This is a genomic window from Frondihabitans sp. GW821-FHT04F02 (assembly GCF_059420045.1).
Genome location: NZ_JBWKSZ010000001.1, coordinates 614,536 through 632,873 on the forward strand (window position 1 = coordinate 614,536; position 18,338 = coordinate 632,873).

Consider the following 18,338-nt stretch of genomic DNA (forward strand, 5'->3'; position numbering starts at 1 on the left):
CGCTCATCGGGCCGAGACGCCGACCGCCGCCGGCGCCTCGCCGGGCTCGGCGCCCGTGACGATCGGCACGCGCACGGCGGAGCCCCACTCGGTCCACGACCCGTCGTAGTTGCGGACGTTCTCGAAGCCGAGCAGGTGGTGCAGCACGAACCAGGTGTGACTCGACCGCTCGCCGATTCGGCAGTAGGCGATGACGTCGTCGCCGGTCTGCAGGCCGGCGCCGTCGCGGTAGATGGCGTCGAGCTCGGCGACCGAGCGGAAGGTGCCGTCGTCGGCCGCGGCCTTGCCCCACGGCACGTTCTGGGCGCTCGGGATGTGACCGGCGCGCAGGGCCCCCTCCTCCGGGTAGGCCGGCGCGGTCGTGCGCGAGCCATCGTACTCCTCGGGCGAGCGGACGTCGATGAGGGGGCTGCCGAAGTGGGCGAGCACATCGTCTTTGAACGCGCGGACGACCGAGTCGTCGCGGACCGGCACCGGGTACTCGGCCGCCGCGACCTCCGGCTGGTCGAGCGTGTAGTCGCGGCCCTCGGCCTCCCACTTCGCGCGGCCGCCGTCCAGAAGGCGCACGTCGGCGTGGCCGAACAGGGTGAAGACCCAGAGGGCGTAGGCGGCCCACCAGTTGTTCTTGTCGCCGTAGATCACGATGGTCGTGTCGGGAGCGATGCCCCGCTCGCTGAGCAGCTCGGCGAAGCGCTCGGCCGAGACGTAGTCGCGCTGCACGGGGTCGTTGAGGTCGGTGTGCCAGTCGAGCTTGACGCTGCCGGGGATGTGGCCGGTCTCGTAGAGCAGGACGTCTTCGTCCGACTCCACGACGACGAGGCCCGGTTCGCCGAGGTGCTCCGCGAGCCACTCGGTCGACACGAGGCGCTCGGGATGCGCGTACTCGCTGAACTTCGGTGCGGGATCGACTTCGACTGACATGAAACTCCTCCTGTCGTCGCCTCTCGGCGACACGTGCTCTCTGTGCCTGGCGGCGTAGGATCTCAACGCTAGGCGCGCTGCCGATATGCCGCATCGGGCCCGTACGACTCTGACATACCGAAGACCGCGACACACACAGGACGCCCCGCACTCCGGCGCCTGACTCACCGAGAGGCACCCCTGCATGGCCGACGAGAGCACGCAGACCACCGAGTCGCTCGTCACGCGCACCCCGACCATCACGTCCGCCGAGATCGTCGCCCACCTGGTGCCGCCGCGCCAGTTCGACGGGGCGTCGCTCGAGAACTACCGGCCCGACCCCGCCTACCCCTCGCAGGCCGAGGCCGTCGAGGCCGTCCGGTCGTTCGCTGCGGCCCCGGCGCCCACCCGTCGACTGTTCACGCGCAGGAACGCAGCCCGACCTCTGCCGGGCCTCTACCTCGACGGCGGCTTCGGCGTCGGCAAGACCCACCTCCTCGCGGCGCTGTGGCACCGCACCGACGGAACGAAGTACTTCGGCACCTTCATCGAGTACACCGCCCTCGTCGGCGCCGTCGGCTACCAGGGCGCCATCACGCAGCTGTCGGGCGCCGCGCTCATCTGCATCGACGAGTTCGAGCTCGACGACCCGGGCGACACCATGATCATGACCCGGCTGCTCGGCGAGCTCGCCGACGGCGGCTCGCGCATGGCCGCGACATCGAACACCCCGCCGAACGCACTGGGGGAGGGCCGCTTCGCGGCGTCCGACTTCCTGCGCGAGATCCAGGCGCTCTCGGGCCGGTTCCGCACCCTGCGCATCGACGGCACCGACTACCGGAGGCGCGAGGTCGAGGCCCATGCGGTCGTCGCCGACGACCTGTCTGCAGCTGTCGCAGCCGCGACCGGGCCGGTCTCCGCCGACGAGTTCGACGCCGTCATCGAGCACCTCGCGACCGTGCACCCCTCCAAGTACGTGAAGCTCATCGACGGCCTCGACACCGTCGTGCTGCGGAACGTGGGGCCGCTGCACGACCAGACGCAGGCCCTGCGGTTCGTCGCGTTCGTCGACCGCCTGTACGACGCGCAGGTCGCCGTGCGGGCCTCGGGCATCCCGCTCGACGAGGTCTTCGGTGCCGACATGCTCGCCGGCGGCTACCGCAAGAAGTACCTCCGGGCGATGTCGCGGCTCGTGGCGCTCACTCTGCTGTAGAAATCACGGGTCGCTCCGGCCTCATCACCAGACTGCCGAAACGTGTTGTTTACAAAAGGCCGAATCGTGTTACATCGGCGAAACATGCACGCGCACGAACCGAAACGTGTGGCCGCCAGGATGACTGCATCCCGAGTCAGCACTGGCGTCGCCCCTGCACTCCCAGCGTCGCGCAGTCCGGGAACCCTGCACTGCACAACTGAGAGGTGACACCACATGCTCGACCAAGGCAATACCGCCTTCATCCTGATCACGGCCGCCATGGTCCTGCTCATGACCCCCGGCCTGGCCTTCTTCTACGGTGGACTCGTCAAGGCCAAGAGCGTCATCAGCATGATGATGCTCAGCTTCGGTGCGATCGGCCTCATCGCCGTCCTCTGGGTCCTGTACGGCTACTCCATCGCCTTCTCGAACGGCCCGACCGGCTCCGCCGGCACCGACACGTTCATCGGAATCGACGGCTTCCTCGGCTTCGACCCGGCGATGTTCGGCCTCAACTCGCTGATCGGGCAGGAGGGCGCGTTCCCGCAGCTCGCCTTCGCCGCCTTCCAGGCCACCTTCGCGATCATCACCGTCGCCCTCATCTCGGGCGCGATCGCCGACCGCGCCAAGTTCGGCGCGTGGATGGTCTTCGCCGGCGTCTGGGCCACGGTGGTCTACTTCCCGGTCGCCTCGTGGGTCTTCAACTTCACACTCGGCAAAGACGGCTCGGTCGTCGACGGCGGCTGGCTCGCCAGCCTCGGCCTCATCGACTTCGCCGGTGGCACCGCGGTCCACATCAACGCCGGCTCGGCCGGTCTCGCGCTGGCCCTCGTCCTCGGCCGCCGCGTCGGCTTCGCCAAGGGCGCCTACAAGCCGCACAACCCTCCCTTCGTGATGCTGGGCGCCGGCCTCCTCTGGTTCGGCTGGTTCGGCTTCAACGCCGGCTCGGAGCTCGCCGCTGACGGCACCGCCTCGCTCGCCTTCGTCAACACGCTCGCGGCTCCTGCCGCGGCAGTGCTCGGCTGGCTCATCATCGAGAAGATCAAGGACGGCAAGGCCACCTCGGTCGGAGCCGCCTCGGGTGCCGTCGCCGGCCTCGTCGCGATCACGCCGGCCTGCGCCGCCCTGACCCCGTTCTGGGCGATCGTGCTCGGCATCATCACCGGCGCCGTCTGCGCCATCGCCATCGACCTCAAGTTCAAGCTCGGCTTCGACGACTCGCTCGACGTCGTGGGCGTCCACCTCGTCGGCGGTCTCGTCGGAACCCTGTACATCGGCTTCTTCGCCAAGGACAACGTGGGCCTCTTCTTCGGCGGCGGCTTCCACCAGCTCGGCGTGCAGGCTCTCGCGGCCGTCGTCGTTATGGTCTACTCGTTCGTCCTCGCCTACGTGATCGGCCTCATCATCGAGAAGACGATGGGCTTCCGCGTCACCAACGAAGACGAGGTGGCCGGCATCGACACCGCCGTCCACGGCGAAGAGGGCTACGTCCTCATCGACGAGAAGGTCTGACCCGCACCCGCTCCGGATCAGCAGAAGGGCCCCGCGGCGATTGCCGCGGGGCCCTTCGCGTGGTGCGTGGCGACTAGGCCGTGACAGCGGCCTTGTCGGCGACCGAGCCGGTCGACGTCGAGCGCGCGCCGCCGAGGCGGAACGACGCGCCGCGGTGCTCCTCGGGCAGCCGGTCGCCGCGGCCGAACAGCTTCTCGCGCAGCGAGCCCTCGACGTAGGCGTCGGGGTAGGCGCCGCGCTTGCGGAGCTCCGGGATCACGTGCTCGATGACGTCCTCCCAGGTGCCGGGGGAGACCGCGTAGGCGAGGTTGAATCCGTCGACGTCGGTCTCGGCGACCAGTTCCTGCAGATGATCCGCCACGTCGGAACCCGAGCCGACGAAGATCGGCCCGAGCCCGCCGATCGCCCCGAAGCGGGCGATGTCGCGCACGGTCCACTCGCGGCCGTCGAGCTTCGCCGACTCCTTGAAGTTCTCGATGACCGACTGGATGGCGTTGCCCTGCACGTCGCCGATCGGCTGGTCGAGGTCGTACTGCGACAGGTCGATGCCGGTCCATCCCGACATGAAGACGAGTGCGCCCTCCTCGCTGGCGTAGCGGAGGTACTCCTCGTGCTTGGCCTGGGCGCCGGCGGTCGTCTCGTCGGTGATGATCGTCAGCAGGGTGTAGATCTTCGCCGAGTACCGGTCGCGGCCGGCCGCCTCGAGGGCGTCGCGAATACGCGACACGGTCGCCTTGAGCACGGCGGCCGTCGGCGCCGACACGAAGATCGCCTCGGCGTTGTCGGCGGCGAACGCGACGCCGCGGGGCGACGCGCCGGCCTGGTAGATCACGGGGGAGCGCTGGATCGACGGCTCCGAGAGGTGGATGCCCGGCACGGTGTAGTTCTCGCCGCGGTGGCCGATCTCGTGGATCTTCGCAGGATCCGTGAAGACGCCGCCCTCTCGGTCCTCGACGACGGCGTCGTCCTCCCACGACCCCTCCCACAGCTTGTAGAGCACGTCGAGGTACTCGGCGGCGACGTCGTAGCGGGCGTCGTGCTCGAGCTGGTCGTCGTGACCCATGTTGCGGGCGGCGCTCGGCAGGTAGCCCGTGACGACGTTCCAGCCGACACGCCCCTTGGTCAGGTGGTCGAGCGACGACATGCGGCGCGCGAACGGGTACGGGTGCTCGTAGGCCGTGCCGGCGGTCACGCCGAAGCCGAGGTTCTTCGTGACGGCCGCCATCGCCGACACGAGCAGCAGCGGGTCGTTGACGGGCACCTGAGCGCCGTTGCGGATCGCGGCGACGTTGTTGCCGCCGTAGACGTCGTAGGTGCCGAGCACGTCGGCGATGAACAGGCCGTCGAACGTGCCCGATTCGAGCAGCTTCGCGAGGTCGGTCCAGTACTCGAGGTCGTTGTAGTGCCGCGAGCGGTCCTTCGGGTGCCGCCACAGTCCGGACGACTGGTGGGCGACGCAGTTCATGTCGAACGCGTTGAAGCGGATCTGTCGGGTCATGGGTTCATCCTCCGGCGTGGGGTCGAGAAACGCTCTCGGGGTCGTAACGGGGCGTCACGCTGGGTCATCCGGCCGGTGCCGTCTACTTCGCGTCGACCGGCAGCAGGATGTTCTTCACGTCGGCGTTCGACTCGAGGAAGCTCTGCACGCGCGGGTCCTGGAACGCCTTGATGAGCTTCTTGACGTTGTCGCTCTTCAGGTAGTCCGTGCCGACGGTCAGCTGCCCGGCGAACGCGTCGGGCGCGGCCGGCGCGTAGATCTGCTCCGAGATGGGGATGCCCGCGGCGAGGTAGTACTCGGTGTAGCCGACGGCGGCATCGAGGTCGTTCAGCGACCGCGACTGCGCGGCGAAGTCGAGCAGCGTGAACTTGAGGTGCTTCGGGTTGCTCGCGATGTCGTCCTGCGTGGCGGTGCTCTTGTCGATCCCGGCCTTGAGCGTGATGAGACCGGCCCGCTCCAGGATCCACAGACCCTGAGCCTCGTTGGCCGGGTCGGAGTACAGCGAGATGGTCGCCCCGTCGGGGATCGCCGACGCGGTCTTGTACTTGGCGCTCCATAGCCCGAAGCTCCAGCGGAAGACGGGCGTCGCCGCGGTCTCCTTGAAGTCCGGGTTGGCTGCGAGCACCTGCTTGAGCCAGCGCTTGTGCTGGTACACGGTGCCGGCGACCTCGCCATCGCTGACAGCGCGGTTCAGCGTCGTCGAGTCCGACAGTCCCTTGAACTTGACGGTGATGCCGTAGTCGGGCGCGACGTCCTTCGCCACGTAGTCGACCAGCGCCTCCTCAGCGGCGTTGCCCTCGGCGGTCACGACGTACAGCGTCGCGCCCTTGGTGTCATTGGCGCTGGCCTGCGGGATCAGGCGGGGCACGGTGACCCCGGCGGCGATCGCGACGACGGCCACGGCGCCTCCGACGACGAAGGGCCAGCGGCGGCGCTTCCTCAGGGTGAAGCCGTGCGAGTCGGGGGTGCTGGTGGGCTCGGTAGACATGGCTGTGCTGCTTTCAGGTGTGGTGGGTCGAAAAGAGGAAGCTCAGGAACTCGGGGCGGCCGGCAGCGAGACCGGCGACGGGGTCTGTGCGGGGCTGGTGCTCCGAGTTCCTGCGCCCTGGAGAAAACGAAGTCGCGGGGTCAGGCGGCGGGCGATCCTGTCGCCGGTCAGCTGCACCAGGGCCACGAGCACGACGAGCAGCACGATGGTCGCGAGCATGACCCGCGTGTCGAAGCGCTGGTAGCCGTAGGTGACCGCGACGTAGCCGATTCCGCCGGCGCCGATCGTGCCCGCGATGGCGGAGTACTCGATCATGGCGATGGTGTTGATGGTCAGGCCGCCGACGAGCGAGGGGATCGCCTCGGCGAGCTGGGCGGTGCGGATCACCTGAAGACGCGACGCCCCCGCTGCCCGCGCGATGGTCGTGTACTCGGCCGGGACCGAGCGGAGGGCGTTCTCGACGATGCGCGAGAAGAAGGCGATGCCCGCGATCGACATCGGGACGACCGCGGCGGGGATGCCGATGTTCGTGCCGGTGATCAGGCGGGTGAAAGGGATGATCGCGGCCATCAGGATCAGGAAGGGGAGGCTGCGGCCGAGGCTCACGATCCAGCCGCTCGCCAGGTGCAGCGCGCGGTTCTCGTACAGGCCGCCTCGGCCGGTGTTGTGCACCAGGGCGCCGATCGGGACGCCGAAGAGCACGACGATCACCATCGTGATGCCGACCATGAGCGCCGTGTCGCCGAGGGCGGGCAGCAGGAGGCCGGGGATCTGGTCGAGCGGGACGATGTTGGGGTTGACGGCTGCGGCGCTCATGCGGCGGTCTCGATCTCGTCGTCGTTCAGGAGGGGGAGCGGGTCGGCGTCGCGGCGCGTCTGGATGCCCAGGCGAGCGAGCGCGTCGCGAGCGGCGTCCGCGTGCGAGGCCGGGACCCCGACGGTGACGGTGCCGACGGTCGTTCCGTCGACGACCTCGACCGCCGCGCCCAGGAGGCCGACGGGCTCGCCGAGCTCGGCCGAGACCCGCGCCAGCCAGTCGGCCGGGACGTCGGGGGAGCCGTAGGTCGCGAGGAGTGCCACCTCGCCGTCTGCCGCCGCCGCGGATGCCCGCTGGGGCTGCAGGTCGGCGCCCAGCTGCGACGACTGGTCTTGCAGCAGGTCGACGACTCGGCCGCGCTCGGTGAAGCGACCGGCCTCGAGGCGCGCCACGGTGTCGGCGATCTCGCGGACGGCCTCCATCTCGTGCGTGATCAGGAGGATCGAGAGGTCGAGGTCGTCGCGCAGCTCGCGCAGCAGGCCCAGGATGGATTGGGTCGACTCGGGGTCGAGGCCCGAGGTCGCCTCGTCCGAGAGAAGCACCCGCGGCCGCAGAGCCAGGGCGCGCGCGACGCCGACGCGCTGGCGCTGGCCGCCCGAGAGCTGGTGCGGGTAGTGGCGGGCCTTGTCGCCCAGCCCCACGCGCTCGAGAAGCTCGGCGACGCGCGCCCGCGACTCGGCCGGGGTGACGCCCAGGAACTCGAGGGGGAGCGCCACGTTCTCGGCGGCGGTGCGGCGCGAGAACAGGCCGTCCGACTGGAAGATCGTTCCGATCGCTCTGCGCGCGGTGCGGAGGTCGCGCTCGCTCGACGCGGTCAGGTCGACGCCGTCGACGATGACGGAGCCGCTCGTCGGGCGCTCGAGGAGCGTGACGCACTGGGCGAGCGTCGATTTGCCGGCGCCGGAGCGCCCCACGACGGCCGCGATCTCACCGCGGCCCACCTCGAAGTCGAGCGAGTCGAGGACCACCGTGCGGGAGCCGGCGTGCTCGTACGCCTTGGTGAGCTGGTCGATTCGGATCATGCGGCGACAGTAGGGAACATCGCGCGGGCGCGGGGGAGCGCGTCGTCATGTGACCGGTTGTGACGCTTTGTGACGGGGAAGATGCCGTCAGGCAGGAGAGAGGGCGGCCTGCGCTGGGCAGCAGGCAACGGCACGGCCCCGGCGGTGCAGCCGCGCGGAGGCGTTGGGGGGAACGCCTCCGCGCCCGCCTCGCCGTCCTGATCCTGCAACCCACTGCGAGACGCCTCCGCCTAGGGCGGAGCTACACCGACAGGGCCGGGCCGGTGCGCTGAACAATACTCACGTTGAACAGAATGAGCAATCAGATCGGTCGAGCCGACAAGCAGTCGCTTCAGCAGGCCTCCCTGCCGAGCGAACAAGTGCCGCCGGATCAGGGTCCGGCGGCACTCGGGGCGATCTGGGCACCCGATCCCATTCGGGGCCGAGGCGATTCGGGTTTGCTGCGGTCAGTCGTCGCGCGTGACCTTGCCCGGGGTGACCTTCGCCGTGTCGGCCACGTCGATGCGCGTCGTGCCGTCGGGAGACTCGCTGGTGACGATCCGCGGGGCGGCGTCCGACTCGTCCGACTTGGCCGCCCGGGTCAGCTGATCGTGCCGCTTCTCTTTGAAGCTCATCTCGTCTGTGCTTTTCGCGTCGTCTTCACTCATGACCACAGTCTCTTCCACAGCCCGTGGAGACGACCGACTCACATGAGACTCCCAGCGTGGGGCGCTGCCGCGGAATCCGGCCACGGCAGCGCCCGCCGCCCCTCCTGCAGGAGACCTGCGTGAAGAGACGTCACAGCGACTAGGGAATCGCCTTGAGAGACGGTAGGCGCGTTCACGGCTTCGTGCCGTGGGTTGACACGAGATCGTCAGGGGCCGCTCAGGCCGTGTCCACAACCATCCACGCGAACGCGGCTCTGTCCATCCCCGAACAGATACGTTCGGCCGTGGGATGATGAGATCTCCTCGATGGGATCAGGGTCGGGGAGACGCGGGGGGCGCGAGTCGCCTCCCGCGTTCCTGCGCGGCTGCCGTCACACCCTGCTCGGCGGCGCGTCCGCGACGGCGGGATCGGATGACGAGTCCGTCGCGATGACCTCGAGGTTGCCGCCCTGGAACTTGCGCAGCTTGACGAGAAGAACGGTGCAGACCGAGTGCGGGCAGTAGATCGAGAGGGGTTCGTCCTCATCGCCCGTGATGACCCGCAACTCGCACCCGCGAGCCGCGTGCAGCTCGATGACCGCCCGGATCTCGCCCCGCTCGAGTCGGGCGAGCTCCTTCTGCTCGTCGCCGATGACGCAGCCGACGATGAGATGCGACTGGGTCTCGACGAGTTCGAACGAGGTACCCCTGACATCCCACTTGAGGACGGAGTGCGGCTTCATGCGCGGAGCTTATTGCCGCACTGACACCTCGGCAAAATCGTCCGTGGGAGAGCGGCGGGCTCCAGCGAGTGAAGCCCGGCCTGATGGGATCTGGGCAGAACACCAGGCCGGGAGCAAGTGAGGCCGACCTGAGGAGAGGGCCACCGGAACCCGAATCCGGTGGCCCTCCCACGACTCCGGCGCTGGAGGCGTTCGGTGGCGCATAAGGGGTGGAGCGTCGCCGAGAACCCTGATTCATCACAGCGAGTGGAGCCGTCTCTCCTGGTGAGGGAGACCGGCAGGGGATGCCGGTGAGAAGAAAGCTACATCGAGCGACCCTGCCGGGCCCCACCCCGTTCGGGGGCTGGACATAAGCGATTGCCTGCGCGCACGGAAACGCCCCCGACCCGGATCAGGTGGGCGGGGGCTGACTCCGCCAGGCGAAGGTAGACGAAGAATGACAGGCGCAAGGCAACACCCGCTAGTACCGACCGTCCAGTCAATCGCGGTCCGCGCCTCGACTTCGCCGGACACCACGGAAAGGGTGAGGGAGCCAAGTCCCGTGGCTCCCTCACCCGGGAACGAACGACCCGAATCGTCCGCCTGATCCGATACCCGATCGGACTTCGATTACACGCCCTGTCTTCTCGGCGAGTGCGGCACAGTGAACGACTTTCACGGTATTCCCAGGAAGGGGCGTCGAGGGCTGACGCGACACCACCAGCGATCGTCCCGCCAGCGCCGACGCTCGCCCAACGGACGCGGACCGCGGCGGCCGCAACGGGAAGAGGCCCGACGTGACTCGTGGAGTCAGGCCGGGCCTCTCTAAGTGAGCGATACTGGGATCGAACCAGTGACCTCTTCCGTGTCAGGGAAGCGCGCTACCGCTGCGCCAATCGCTCATGGGTTCTTTATTTGTGGGGTGTCTCATCGAGCAGAGTGTGGAGGTGGGGACGGGATTTGAACCCGCGTGCCCGGCTTTGCAGGCCGGTGCCTCGCCTCTCGGCCACCCCACCATTCGTCTCGAACGACGTGAGTTGAGCTCCAAGAGGGGAAACCCACCACACAGGTGGATCACCCATCTGGTGAGCTTTCACTCGAGCGGATGACGAGATTCGAACTCGCGACCCTCACCTTGGCAAGGTGATGCGCTACCACTGCGCCACATCCGCATTGGGGAGGTTGACTTCCCCTGGTTGTTTTCGCCGCATCTCTGCGACCTCAGGAACTCTATCCGATGGTTCGCACGAATTACAAACTGAGACTTGTTCGTGTCTATACGGGTGCGCCGAATAGGAGTTCAGTCTCCATTTCCAGTAGTATCGACGAGTCCCACGGGCGATTGGCGCAGTTGGTAGCGCGCTTCCTTCACACGGAAGAGGTCATCGGTTCGAGTCCGGTATCGCCCACCAGAATCAGTCACACGCGCAGTGCGTCGCGCGCCGTCGTGGGCGGGACGCCGGGCCCGACGGTGCCGAGTCCTGATCGTGGTGCGGACGCCCCGTCAGGGCGCGACGGCGGCAACCTCCGGCACCAGCACGGCCACGCCCTGCGGCGCCAGCACCAGGCCGGCGCCGGGTGCGCCGGTGAGCGCGTCCGTGCCGAGCAGGTCGAGCGCGGCGTCGGCCGAGCCGTGGTTGATCGCGATCGTCGCCGACCCGCGCTGCACGAACTCGACGCCGGCGACCCGCGGGAGCGTCGCGACACCGGCCTCGTCGATCACACCGGCTGCGAAGCGCGCGAGCGTGGCGTCGTCGGGCAGCGTGGCGACGTACCAACCGGTCCCGGCACCGCGCCCGTTCCGCGTGATCGCGGGCTGCCCGTCGAGCACCCCGCCGTCGAACGAGGCCGACACCGTGGCCCCCTCGACGCGCACGGACTCGCCCCACAGCGTCGCGGCGCCGGCTCCTCCGACGGCATCCCCTCGCAAGGCCAGCGGCGCAGGAACTCCGCCCCCCGTAGCCGCGAGATCCGGCGCCGTCGGCGGCGCGAACTCCTCGACCCACACCCCGAGGGTCTGCCGCAGCGCCCCGAGGTACCCGCCCAGCCGGATGTGCAGGTTCTCGTCCACGATGCCGGTCTGGAACGACGCCACGAGGGTGCCGCCGCTCGCGGTGTAGGCGTCGAGGGCGGCGAGCTGCGCATCGGTTGCGACGAAGAGCGACGGAGCCACGACCACGGCGTAGGGCGCCAGGTCGCTGTCGGGCGACACGAAGTCGATCGTGACGCCGACGGCCGTGAGCGCCCGGTACCAGGCGAAGACGCCCTCGACGTACGAGAGCCGCGTGGGAGAGGCCTCCTGCTCGATCGCCCACCAGGAGGTCCAGTCGAAGACGACGGCGACGCGGGCCTCGACGCGCGAGCCGAGCAGGCCCGTGGCGGAGAGGTCGGCGAGCTCGGCGCCGAGTTCCTGCACCTCTCGGAACACGCGGGTGTCGGTGCCGGCGTGGGGGACCATGCCGGCGTGGAACTTCTCGGCCCCGGCCTTGGCCTGGCGCCACTGGAAGAAGAGGATCCCGTCGGCGCCGCGACCGATGCACTGGTACGACCAGGCGCGCATCTGGCCGGGACGCTTGGCGGCGTTGCGCTCGCGCCAGTTGACGGCGGAAGGGGACTGCTCCATCAGGAGCCACGGCTTGCCGCCGCCCAGCGAGCGGATCAGGTCGCGCTGCATCGCGCCGTACACCGGTGACAGCGGGTCTCCGGGGTCGGGGTAGGAGTCGTCTGACACCACGTCGACCTCGCGGGCCCAGGCCCAGTAGTCGGCGCCCTTGAAGAAGCCCATGAAGTTGGTCGTGATCGGCACCGAGGAGCTCGCGCGGATGACCGCGACCTCGACGCGGTAGCACTCGAGCAGCTCGTCGGCCGAGAAGCGGTCGAAGTCGAGCAGCTGCGTCGGGTTCTTGAACGACGGAGCCGCGCGGGGCGGCAGGATCTCGTCGAACGAGTCGTATCGCTGCGACCAGAACGCCGTGCCCCAGGCGTCGTTGAGCGCGTCGACCGTGCCGTAGCGGGTGGCGAGCCAGGCGCGGAACGCCACGGCCGACGCATCGCAGTAGCAGTGGCTGACGTGGCAGCCGTACTCGTTGCCCACATGCCACAGCTCGAGCGCCGGGTGGTCGGCGTAGCGCTCGACGATCGCGGTCACCAGGCGGGCCGCGTAGCGGCGGTAGACCGGCGACGACGGACAGTACGCCTGGCGGCTGCCCGACGAGAGGGTGACGCCCTCTTCGGTGACGGGGAGCATCTCGGGGTGCTTCAGCGCCAGCCACGGCGGCGGCGAGGCGGTCGCGGTGGCCAGGTCGACGCGGACGCCGCCCGCATGGAGCAGACCGAGCACCTCGTCGAGCCAGGCGAAGTCGAACTCGCCGTCGCGGGGCTCGAGGCGGGCCCACGAGAAGATGCCGACGCTGGCGAGGTTGACGCCGGCCCGGTTCATGAGGGTGACGTCGTCGCGCCAGACGTCTTCGGGCCACTGCTCGGGGTTGTAGTCGCCGCCGTAGGCGAAGGCAGAGCCCAGGACGCCGCTCATTCCTTCACGCTGCCCGAGGCGAGACCGGTCTGCCAGTACCGCTGCAGGAAGAGGAAGGCGATGATCAGCGGGATGATCGAGACCATCGAGCCGGTGATGACCGTCGAGAACATCGCCTGCGAGCCGCCGCCGCCCGCGCTCGTCGCCTGCTGCTGGGCGAGGCCGACGGTGAGCGGGTACAGGTTCGACGAGTTCAGCATGATCAGGGGCAGGAAGTAGTTGTTCCAGGTCGCGACCAGCGCGAACAGGAACACCGTGACGATGCCGGGGCCGAGCAGGCGCAGGCCCACCTGCCAGAAGATCCGCCACTCGCCGGCGCCGTCGACGCGGGCGGCCTCGATCATCGAGTCGGGGATCGCGTCGGCCGCGTACACCCGCATCAGGAAGACGCCGAACGGGCTGACGAGCGACGGCACGATGACCGACCAGGGGGTGTTCGTGATGCCGAACTGGCTGAAGATCAGGTACGTCGGCAGCGCGAGCGCGGTCAGGGGGATCATGATGGCGCCCAGCACGACGCTGAACATCAGGTTGGCTCCGGGGAAGCGGTACTTCGCGAAGGCGTAGCCCGCCATCGTCGCCAGGAACGAGGCGCCGAGCGCCGAGACCGCGGCGTAGATGACCGTGTTCAGCGCCCACTGCAGGTAGATGCCGCCCGAGACCGTGAACACGTCGTGGATGTTCTGGAACAGGTTGAAGTGGCCGAACGCGTAGCCGAACGTCGAGAACAGGTCGGAGTTGTCTTTCGTGGAGGCGATCACGAGCCACGCGATCGGCAGCACGAAGTACAGCGCGCAGAGCCAGAGCAGCACGGTGAGGAGCGTCGAGCGCCGCTTCTCGCTGCTATAGGCCCTGGTGGTGCGTCGCGGCGCGAGGTCGCGGGCTCGGACCGGGGCGGGCTCCGCCCCGGCGACGGGCTTTCCGGTGGCTGCGGTCGTCATGAGGCTTTCGCTTCCCTTCGCTGCGTCGACAGCTGGACGACGTACGACACGATCGCGATGACGATTCCGAGGAGGAACGCGATGGCGGCGGCGTAGTTGACGTCCTGGTTGATGAACGCGAGGTTGTACGCGTAGTAGTTGGGGGTGAAGGCGTTGTCGATCACGTTGGGCGCGAGGCCCTTCAGCAGGCTCGGCTCGTTGAAGAGCTGGAACGTGCCGATGATCGAGAAGATCACCGTGAGCATGATGGCCGGGCGGATCGCGGGGATCTTGATGCTCCAGGCAATCCGGAACTGCCCGGCGCCGTCGATCTCGGCGGCTTCGAACAGCTCCGACGGGATCGACCGCAGGGCCGCGTACATGATGATCATGTTGTAGCCGACGAACTCCCACGTCACGATGTTCATGATCGAGCCGAGGATCGACGAGGCGCTCAGCAGGTTGGGGGCGCCGAAGCCGAGGGCCCGGAAGACCTGCGCGATCGGGCCGAAGTCCTGGCCGTAGAGATAGCCCCACATCAGCGTCGCGACGACGCCCGGGACCGCGTACGGCAGGAAGACCAGCAGGCGGATCGCCCCGGCGCCGCGGGCCCGGCCGGAGTCGATGGCCAACGCCAGGAACAGCGCGAGCACGAGCATGATCGGCACCTGGATGATCAGGAAGAGCCCCATGCGCCCGACGCCGGCCAGGAAGTCGGCGTCGGTGAACGCGCGGATGTAGTTGGCGAACCAGGCGAACTGCGAGCCGCCGACGAGGCGGGTCGCGAACAGGCTGAGGTAGCCCGAGTAGAACAGCGGCACGAGCAGCATGAGCACGAACACGAGCAGGAACGGCGCGACGAACAGGTACGCCGCCCGGTGCTGGCGACGTTGGTTCGCGTTGGCTCGCTTCCTCGTGCCCGGGCGCGCCCCGCGAGGGGCGACGACGGACTGGGTCATGTGGAACTCCTTCGTTCACGTCCAGAGGGGGAGAGGCGGGGGGGCCCGGAGGCCCCCCCGCCGGCACTGCTATTTGTTGACGCTGAAGCCCTGCTGGGTGCCGTAGTCGACGAGGGACTTCTGCCAGGCGTCGAGCCCGGCCGAGAGGTCGCCCTTGGCCGCCAGCGCCTTGCCCATCGTCTCGTTGTAGCTCGAGTAGGCGTAGTCCATGTAGGGCAGCCACTCGAACTTCGTGTCGACGGTTCCGGAGATCCCGGCGAACAGCTTGTTCACCTGCTGACCGCCGTAGAACGGCGCCTTCTGGTCGGTGAACTCGGTGCTCTCGAGGGTCTTCGTCGAGGTCGGGAACAGGAACTGCTTGTTCGCGAAATCGAGCGTCGACTCGGCGTCGTTGTTGATGAACTTCGCGAGCTCGTAGGCGGCGATGGGGTTCTTCGACGTCTTGAGCACGGCGTCGGACGACCCGCCCCAGTTGCCCGAGACGCTCTGACCCGCCTCGTACTGGGGGAGCGGAGCCGCCTCCCACTTGCCCGACGTCTTGGCCGCGGTGCCCTGCAGGAAGACGGGACCCCACGCGGCGGTCAGCCAGCCGGCGTACTTGCCGCTCGCCAGGCCCTGGTACCAGCTGTCGGTGAAATCGGGGTCGGTCGAGACGTAGCCCGCCTGGATCAGCTTCTGCCAGTACGCGGCGACCTCCTTGGCCTTCGTGCCGTTCACGTCGACCGTGACGCCCTTGTCGCCGTCGTAGCCGAACGGCTTGACGCCGGCCTGCCAGAGCAGACCCAGCATCTGGCCCGCCTGGCTCGAGGCGAGGTCGGACATGTACGAGCCCGTCTTCTCCTTCACGAGCTTGGCGTCGGCGGCGTACTCGTCCCAGGTCTCGGGCGCCTTGGTGACGCCCGCCTTGGCGAGGATGTCCTTTCGGTAGAGGTTGCCCATGGGGCCGGCGTCCTGCGGGATGCCGTAGACGGCGTCGCCGCGCTTGACCTGGTTCCACACCCACGGCGTGTACTCGTCGGACAGCTTGGAGGCGCCGTACGGTGCGAGGTCGAGCAGGTTGCCGGTCACGTTGAAGGACGAGATGTACTGGTACTCCATCTGGACGACGTCAGGAGCCCCCTTGCCGGCCTTCACCGCCGTGCGGATCTTCTGGTAGTGCGGAGCACCCTGGCCGACGTTCTCGACGTTGACCTTGATGTCCGGGTACTTCTTCTCGAAGAGGGCGACCTCGTTCTTGATGTCGGGAACCCAGGTCCAGAAGTTCAGGGTGGTCGGCGTGCTCATCGCCTTGTCGATGTCGGCCTGCGAGACCGTCTTGGTCGCGCTGCCTCCGCCGCCGCCGCTGGAAGCGGTGCAGCCCGACAGGACAAGGGTCACAGCAAGGAGGCCGGTGCCCAGCGCCACTGCTGTTCTCGGTGCGTTCTTCCTCATTGGTTCTTCCTTCATTCTCGGGTTCGTCGATCGGCTGCGATGGACGAACTCACCCGTCGACCAGGGCCAGGGAAGACCACGGTTCCAGGGAGATCTCGGTGCCGGCGAGGTGCCGGGCAGGGTCTGCTTCGGTGAGGTCGGAGACGTCGTGGGGGACCGTCACGGTCGCGCCTGCGGCCGACCAGTTGTGGACGAACCAGGCGCGCGCGCCGTCGGGGAGGGTGCCGGAGGCGACGGTGACCGTGTCGCCGCGCGTCCACCCCGCCGCGATGGGCTGCGGAACGGCGTACCGCACCACGTCGGCGGAGAGCGCGCCGTTCGGGACGGTGCCGACGTAGGTGATGCGGCCCGTTCCTGCGCCCCTCGTCGTCACGGCCGGGAAGCGGCCGAACGAGGAGTGCTGGTAGGTGGCGAGCACGTCGGCGCCCTCGACGACGAGTCCGTCGGCCCAGTCGGTCGCTCGAGCCTCGGGGCTGAGCGGGAGGGCCTCGCTGCCGGTGACGGCGAGCTCGTCGTCGAGGTTCGTGAACTCCTCGTACCAGACGCCGGCCGCGTCGTGCAGCGTGTCGGGGGCGACCGCCAGGCGGGCACGGGCCTCCTCGTCGGCGTAGCCGGTGCGCGGCCCGACGATGAGGTGGCCGCCGGCCTGGGCGTAGTCGGCCAGCAGCTGCAGCTCGTCGTCGTCGGCGATGTACACGGCCGGTGCGACGAGCACGGGGAAGCGCCTCACCAGCTCGGCGGCGCCGATCGCGACCGCCTGGGCGACGTGCAGGATGCGCGCCTGAGCATCCGCCCCGATGACGCCGGCGTGGAAGGCGTCGACGATGTGCTGGTAGCTGTCGCGACGCCCGGTCGTGCCGTCGACGTTGAGGGGCGGCGTGAAGTCGAAGGCGAATCGCGTCGCCGTGGACCACAGGATCGCCACGTCGGCGTCGGGCTCGTACCCGTCGAGGCGGGTGCCGATCTGCTTCAGCGCGGCCCCGATCTCGGCGACCTCGCGGAACACGCGGCCGGGCCTCTGGCTGTGCGGCAGGACGCCGCCCCAGTACGTCTCGGTGCCGAAGTGGAGGGTGTGCCAGTGCCAGTACTCGATCTGGGTGGCGCCGCGGGCGATCAGTGCGAAGGCCGACTGCTTGAGCTGCCCGGGGTAGGGCGGGTAGTTCTGCGAGGCGCCGCCGATCGACCAGGCGTTCGTCTCGGTGACGAGGAAGCGCCGCTGGTTCGATGAGAAGAGGCGATCGGCCTGACGGTACAGGCCGGCGACGCCTGTCGAGGTCCACGACGTCGGCACCGGCTTGACGTGGTCGAGCGAGAGGTGGTCCTGCATGCCGTAGTACGGGTTGCCGGCGGTGATGTCGAGGGCCGCGACGAGCTTCTCGTCGTCGATCGCCGGGCGCGGGTAGGCGATGCAGGTGGTGACGAACTGCTCCGGGCGGGAGTACTCGCGGACGATGTCGGCCTGCCAGGAGATGAACTCCGTGGTCACCTGCGCCTGGAACTGCCGCCAGGCGAGGTCGTACTGGGGCTGCGCGTTGCCGTCGGGCGTCCAGAGCTCCGACCAGTCGGCGATCCGGTGCGACCAGTAGACGAGGCCCCAGGCCTTGTTGAGCTCGTCGACCGTGCCGTACTTCGCCTTCAGCTGCCGCACGAAGCGGCGGAAGGTGGACGGGTTGTGGAAGAGCAGCATGCCGGGCTCGTTGTCGACCTGGAAGCCGATCACGGCGGGGTGGTCGGCGTAGCGCTCGACGATGGCGCGGATGACGCGCTCGGCGTGGAAGAGGAACGCGGGGTGGCTGTAGTCGACCTCCTGGCGGGAGCCCCAGGGCATCGGCTCGCCGGTCTTCGTCTGCGCGGCGATCTCCGGGTGGCTCTGCTGCAGCCACGGCGGCACGGCGTAGGTCGGGGTGCCGAGGATCACCGAGATGCCGCGGGCGTGGGCGCCGTCGAGCACGGGCAGGAGCCAGTCGAGGTCGAACTCGCCGTCGCGGGGCTCCCAGGTCGACCAGACCGACTCGCCGACGCGGATCACGGTGAAGCCCGCCTCGACCATGAGGTCGAGGTCGGTGTCGAGGCGGTCGCCGAGCTGGTACTCGGCGTAGTAGGCGGCCCCGAAGAGGATGCGGTCGGGGGTGGCAGCGGCAGTGAGGGGCTGCGGGGTGTGTGCGGTCGCAGGGTGCGTCGTCATCGTGCGGGAACTCCATCGTCCAAGCCGGTGTT

The 18,338-nt window shown here is 68.8% G+C and carries 14 protein-coding genes and 4 tRNA genes; 3 read left to right on the forward strand and 15 right to left on the reverse strand.

Annotation, left to right across the window (positions count from 1 at the left end):
- Nucleotides 1-3: 3 nt before the first annotated feature.
- Nucleotides 4-921, reverse strand: a complete 918-nt coding sequence (locus AC07TY_RS02895) for a sulfurtransferase (protein ID WP_123504649.1) — start codon at nucleotides 919-921, stop codon at nucleotides 4-6.
- Between the two features lie 184 nt (nucleotides 922-1,105).
- Between AC07TY_RS02895 and zapE the strand changes: the two genes are divergently transcribed.
- Nucleotides 1,106-2,113: a cell division protein ZapE gene (gene zapE, locus AC07TY_RS02900; RefSeq protein WP_123504648.1), complete on the forward strand. Its 1,008-nt coding sequence runs from the start codon at nucleotides 1,106-1,108 to the stop codon at nucleotides 2,111-2,113.
- A 216-nt stretch (nucleotides 2,114-2,329) separates the two neighbouring features.
- Nucleotides 2,330-3,607: an ammonium transporter gene (locus AC07TY_RS02905; protein WP_488626303.1), complete on the forward strand. Its 1,278-nt coding sequence runs from the start codon at nucleotides 2,330-2,332 to the stop codon at nucleotides 3,605-3,607.
- 73 nt (nucleotides 3,608-3,680) lie between these two features.
- Here AC07TY_RS02905 and AC07TY_RS02910 read toward each other — a convergent pair whose 3' ends face one another.
- The 9 genes from AC07TY_RS02910 to AC07TY_RS02950 all read right to left on the reverse strand — a co-directional run bounded on the left by AC07TY_RS02910 (nucleotide 3,681) and on the right by AC07TY_RS02950 (nucleotide 10,451).
- Nucleotides 3,681-5,105 (reverse strand): LLM class flavin-dependent oxidoreductase, encoded by a 1,425-nt coding sequence (locus tag AC07TY_RS02910; protein ID WP_494784283.1) that lies wholly within the window; start codon nucleotides 5,103-5,105, stop codon nucleotides 3,681-3,683.
- Between the two features lie 82 nt (nucleotides 5,106-5,187).
- On the reverse strand, nucleotides 5,188-6,093 hold the full coding sequence (locus AC07TY_RS02915) for a MetQ/NlpA family ABC transporter substrate-binding protein (RefSeq protein WP_123504643.1): 906 nt from the start codon (nucleotides 6,091-6,093) through the stop codon (nucleotides 5,188-5,190).
- A gap of 42 nt (nucleotides 6,094-6,135) precedes the next feature.
- Complete coding sequence (locus AC07TY_RS02920) at nucleotides 6,136-6,909, reverse strand: methionine ABC transporter permease (protein ID WP_123504642.1); 774 nt, start codon at nucleotides 6,907-6,909, stop codon at nucleotides 6,136-6,138.
- Nucleotides 6,906-7,931, reverse strand: a complete 1,026-nt coding sequence (locus AC07TY_RS02925; RefSeq protein ID WP_494784284.1) for a methionine ABC transporter ATP-binding protein — start codon at nucleotides 7,929-7,931, stop codon at nucleotides 6,906-6,908. Before AC07TY_RS02925 ends, AC07TY_RS02920 begins: the two co-directional genes overlap by 4 nt.
- 446 nt (nucleotides 7,932-8,377) lie before the next feature.
- Nucleotides 8,378-8,578, reverse strand: a complete 201-nt coding sequence (locus tag AC07TY_RS02930) for a multidrug transporter (RefSeq protein ID WP_494784285.1) — start codon at nucleotides 8,576-8,578, stop codon at nucleotides 8,378-8,380.
- Between the two features lie 371 nt (nucleotides 8,579-8,949).
- Nucleotides 8,950-9,300 carry a hypothetical protein gene (locus AC07TY_RS02935; protein WP_488626296.1) on the reverse strand — a complete coding sequence of 117 codons (351 nt, stop codon included), beginning with the start codon at nucleotides 9,298-9,300 and terminating at the stop codon, nucleotides 8,950-8,952.
- A gap of 809 nt (nucleotides 9,301-10,109) precedes the next feature.
- Nucleotides 10,110-10,181, reverse strand: a tRNA-Val gene (locus AC07TY_RS02940).
- A gap of 40 nt (nucleotides 10,182-10,221) precedes the next feature.
- Nucleotides 10,222-10,295: transfer RNA gene (locus AC07TY_RS02945), tRNA-Cys, on the reverse strand.
- An 84-nt stretch (nucleotides 10,296-10,379) separates the two neighbouring features.
- Nucleotides 10,380-10,451, reverse strand: a tRNA-Gly gene (locus tag AC07TY_RS02950).
- Between the two features lie 164 nt (nucleotides 10,452-10,615).
- On the opposite strand from AC07TY_RS02950, the gene AC07TY_RS02955 reads away from it, so the two are divergent.
- Nucleotides 10,616-10,691, forward strand: a tRNA-Val gene (locus tag AC07TY_RS02955).
- Nucleotides 10,692-10,783: 92 nt separating this feature from the next.
- Here the strand turns inward: AC07TY_RS02955 and AC07TY_RS02960 are convergent.
- From AC07TY_RS02960 to AC07TY_RS02980, 5 genes are all read right to left on the reverse strand, one after another.
- Entirely contained in the window at nucleotides 10,784-12,811 is a 2,028-nt protein-coding gene (locus AC07TY_RS02960; RefSeq protein WP_494784286.1) for a beta-galactosidase, read from the reverse strand.
- Entirely contained in the window at nucleotides 12,808-13,752 is a 945-nt protein-coding gene (locus tag AC07TY_RS02965; RefSeq protein WP_123504636.1) for a carbohydrate ABC transporter permease, read from the reverse strand. The genes AC07TY_RS02960 and AC07TY_RS02965 overlap by 4 nt, the downstream gene beginning before the upstream one ends.
- Nucleotides 13,749-14,690, reverse strand: coding sequence for a carbohydrate ABC transporter permease (locus tag AC07TY_RS02970; protein WP_123504635.1), 942 nt, complete (start codon nucleotides 14,688-14,690; stop codon nucleotides 13,749-13,751). Before AC07TY_RS02970 ends, AC07TY_RS02965 begins: the two co-directional genes overlap by 4 nt.
- Before the next feature lie 69 nt (nucleotides 14,691-14,759).
- Nucleotides 14,760-16,121, reverse strand: a complete 1,362-nt coding sequence (locus AC07TY_RS02975) for an ABC transporter substrate-binding protein (protein ID WP_494784287.1) — start codon at nucleotides 16,119-16,121, stop codon at nucleotides 14,760-14,762.
- A gap of 49 nt (nucleotides 16,122-16,170) precedes the next feature.
- Nucleotides 16,171-18,306, reverse strand: a complete 2,136-nt coding sequence (locus AC07TY_RS02980) for a beta-galactosidase (RefSeq protein WP_494784288.1) — start codon at nucleotides 18,304-18,306, stop codon at nucleotides 16,171-16,173.
- Nucleotides 18,307-18,338 lie beyond the last annotated feature (32 nt).

What these genes read in the sequence shown, in the direction of transcription:
- AC07TY_RS02975 (WP_494784287.1), bottom strand. Translation starts at nt 16,121, where the DNA reads ATGAGGAAGAACGCACCGAGAACAGCAGTGGCGCTGGGCACCGGCCTC.
- AC07TY_RS02935 (WP_488626296.1), bottom strand. Translation starts at nt 9,300, where the DNA reads ATGAAGCCGCACTCCGTCCTCAAGTGGGATGTCAGGGGTACCTCGTTC.
- AC07TY_RS02915 (WP_123504643.1), bottom strand. Translation starts at nt 6,093, where the DNA reads ATGTCTACCGAGCCCACCAGCACCCCCGACTCGCACGGCTTCACCCTG.
- AC07TY_RS02920 (WP_123504642.1), bottom strand. Translation starts at nt 6,909, where the DNA reads ATGAGCGCCGCAGCCGTCAACCCCAACATCGTCCCGCTCGACCAGATC.
- AC07TY_RS02925 (WP_494784284.1), bottom strand. Translation starts at nt 7,931, where the DNA reads ATGATCCGAATCGACCAGCTCACCAAGGCGTACGAGCACGCCGGCTCC.
- AC07TY_RS02965 (WP_123504636.1), bottom strand. Translation starts at nt 13,752, where the DNA reads ATGACGACCGCAGCCACCGGAAAGCCCGTCGCCGGGGCGGAGCCCGCC.
- AC07TY_RS02960 (WP_494784286.1), bottom strand. Translation starts at nt 12,811, where the DNA reads ATGAGCGGCGTCCTGGGCTCTGCCTTCGCCTACGGCGGCGACTACAAC.
- AC07TY_RS02930 (WP_494784285.1), bottom strand. Translation starts at nt 8,578, where the DNA reads ATGAGTGAAGACGACGCGAAAAGCACAGACGAGATGAGCTTCAAAGAG.
- AC07TY_RS02980 (WP_494784288.1), bottom strand. Translation starts at nt 18,306, where the DNA reads ATGACGACGCACCCTGCGACCGCACACACCCCGCAGCCCCTCACTGCC.
- AC07TY_RS02895 (WP_123504649.1), bottom strand. Translation starts at nt 921, where the DNA reads ATGTCAGTCGAAGTCGATCCCGCACCGAAGTTCAGCGAGTACGCGCAT.
- AC07TY_RS02905 (WP_488626303.1), top strand. Translation starts at nt 2,330, where the DNA reads ATGCTCGACCAAGGCAATACCGCCTTCATCCTGATCACGGCCGCCATG.
- AC07TY_RS02910 (WP_494784283.1), bottom strand. Translation starts at nt 5,105, where the DNA reads ATGACCCGACAGATCCGCTTCAACGCGTTCGACATGAACTGCGTCGCC.
- zapE (WP_123504648.1), top strand. Translation starts at nt 1,106, where the DNA reads ATGGCCGACGAGAGCACGCAGACCACCGAGTCGCTCGTCACGCGCACC.
- AC07TY_RS02970 (WP_123504635.1), bottom strand. Translation starts at nt 14,690, where the DNA reads ATGACCCAGTCCGTCGTCGCCCCTCGCGGGGCGCGCCCGGGCACGAGG.